The following is a 2,208-nucleotide window of genomic DNA, read 5'->3' on the forward strand; positions in this document are numbered from 1 at the left end:
GCCGCCGACCGCGCCGATACCAAAGGCGCCGAGCATGATGCCATAGGTCAGCGCATCGCCCTTGACGACATCACGCGCCACCAGAGGCAGCAACGCAAGCACAGCGCCTGCACTGAAGCCGAACGCAGCGCCCCTGACCAGCACCTTGCCGATGTTGGGCGACATGGCGACATAGCGCAGGCCGGCGCCCATGGCGGCCCCCAGCGATTCGCGCGGCAAGGTCGATACCGGCACGTCCGGCTTCCAGCGCGCCAGCACGACGATCAGGCCGATATAGCTCACCGCGTTCGCCGCGAAGGCGGCCGCCGCACCGGCCGCGGCGACGATGATGCCGCCGATCGCCGGACCGACGCTGCGCGTCAGGTTAAAGCCCATCGAATTGAGGGCGACGGCCGCCGGCACCTTGTTGCGGGGAACGATATCGCCGACGGAGGCTTGCCATGACGGGCTGTTGAGCGCGGTGCCGCTGTCAATCAGGAAGGTGAAGGCAAGCAGCGTCCATGGCGTGATCAGGCCTGAATAGGTGAACAGGGTCAGAAGCACCGACACCACCAGCATGAAGGTCTGGGCGACAAGCATCACCTTGCGCCGGTCGAAACTGTCGGCGATGGCGCCGGCTACGAGTGCAAACAGCATGATCGGCAAGGTGGTCGAAGCCTGGACCAGGGCCACCTGATAGGGCGAGGTGGCGATCGTGGTCATCATCCAGGCGGCGCCGACACCCTGGATCAAGCCACCGAAATTCGAGACGAGGCTTGCGCCCCACACGGCGCGGAAAATGCCGTGCCGGAAGGGCGCCAGCGCCGAGACGCTCTCGCTGTCCGGCTTTTCGTCAATCATTTGGGGTTCCTGCCATGTCGTGCCTGCTCGTCAGACAATCCGTTTGCGCAGACCGTTTGCCGAAAGTAGGGCATGGCGCCGCAAAGGGCAAAAAAGCGCATGGTCCAACAATGGGATAGAGGCGGTCCAGGCCTTGTCCGCCGTGGGTCCGGAGGTGCCGCGGGGATCGGCGGCGTCTGTCCTCAGACAATTGCGAACGGCATGCCGCGGCACACCATCCTGGAACAGGCTCAGAAGCCGTTCTGGATGCGCTCGAAGATGACGTTGGTGAAGGCCGATATCTGGCTGCCGATGAAGGGGCCGGTCAACGCCACCACCAGCATGATCGCGACGATCTTCGGCACGAAAGTCAAGGTGATCTCCTGTACCTGCGTCAGCGCCTGGATGAGGGCGATGCCGATGCCGACCGCCATGGCGACCAGCACCACCGGAGCGGACGCGACGAGCACCGTCCACACCGCGTACTGGACGATGTCGAGAGCGTCGGCCTCATTCATGGGACTGGCTCTCTGCCGAAAGCGTCAGCTTGCTGCCTTGACCGAGACTCCCGGACCGACCGCGACTTCGGTGCCGTTCTGCAGCACGGCGATGAGACCGTTGCTGGCGAGGCGCACCGAAGCCACGGTGCCCGTGGTCAGGCCGTCGGCGGAGGTGATCGAGCGCCCGATTAGTGCGTCGGCCTGCGACAGCGCCGAGGACTGCATGATCTGATTGAGCTTGGTGTTGGTCTGCACAGACTGCTCGACCTGAGAGAAGGTGGCGAGCTGGGCGACATATTGCGTCGAATCCATCGGCTTGGTCGGATCCTGGTTCTTCATCTCGGCGATCAGAAGCTTCAGGAAGGACTGGTAGTCGACCGCTGTCTTCGAGGTCGACGCCGTGGCCTGATTGGCGCCTGTCGGAATCGTCGTCGTCATGTCCACGTTCATCAGTATCGTGCTCCCACGGCCAGCGGGCGCTCGGCACCCAAAACATCGTCATTACCACCCAGCGCGCGGCGTTCGAGCGGATAAAGCGCGCGGATCGCCTTCAGCGCCTCGTAGATATGATCCTCGCCGACCATGCGGTCGATCTGTTTCAGCGCGCTGCAGATCTGGGTGTCCTCGAAGCTTGCCAGAAGCAGCGGCAGCGAACGGCGGAACATGTCGCGCGCGGCGGCGGCGCCGGCCGGGTTCATCAGCATGACCTGCAGGATGAAATAAAGCTGCTTGAGCGGCGTCGAGGCATCGTCGGCCTGGATCACGTGGCTTTCGAGCAGGAACTGGACGTCGTTCATCAATTCGACGGTGACCTTGCGGTCGACCCGGATGACGGCGCCGTTGATGTAAATCTTTTCGTTCGGCTTGAGCGATATCTTCAGGGTGTTGG

Annotated in this window: 4 protein-coding genes; all 4 read right to left on the bottom strand. The window is 63.4% G+C overall.

Annotated elements, in window-relative coordinates:
• Window positions 1–840: MFS transporter (locus EN750_RS30805; RefSeq protein WP_127398979.1), on the bottom strand; the 840-nt coding region annotated here is incomplete at its 3' end.
• Between the two features lie 230 nt (window positions 841–1,070).
• The gene (gene fliQ, locus EN750_RS30810) at window positions 1,071–1,337 is read right to left on the bottom strand and encodes a flagellar biosynthesis protein FliQ (protein ID WP_023810020.1); all 267 of its coding nucleotides are present in this window, start codon (window positions 1,335–1,337) and stop codon (window positions 1,071–1,073) included.
• A 24-nt stretch (window positions 1,338–1,361) separates the two neighbouring features.
• Window positions 1,362–1,769, bottom strand: coding sequence for a flagellar hook assembly protein FlgD (flgD, locus tag EN750_RS30815; protein ID WP_013529774.1), 408 nt, complete (start codon window positions 1,767–1,769; stop codon window positions 1,362–1,364).
• A partial coding sequence (gene flbT / locus EN750_RS30820) for a flagellar biosynthesis repressor FlbT (protein ID WP_127398980.1) occupies window positions 1,769–2,208 on the bottom strand: 440 nt, incomplete at its 5' end. The genes flgD and flbT, both read right to left, overlap by 1 nt.

Source organism: Mesorhizobium sp. M7A.F.Ca.ET.027.03.2.1, assembly GCF_003999175.1.
Taxonomy (GTDB): Bacteria; Pseudomonadota; Alphaproteobacteria; order Rhizobiales; family Rhizobiaceae; genus Mesorhizobium.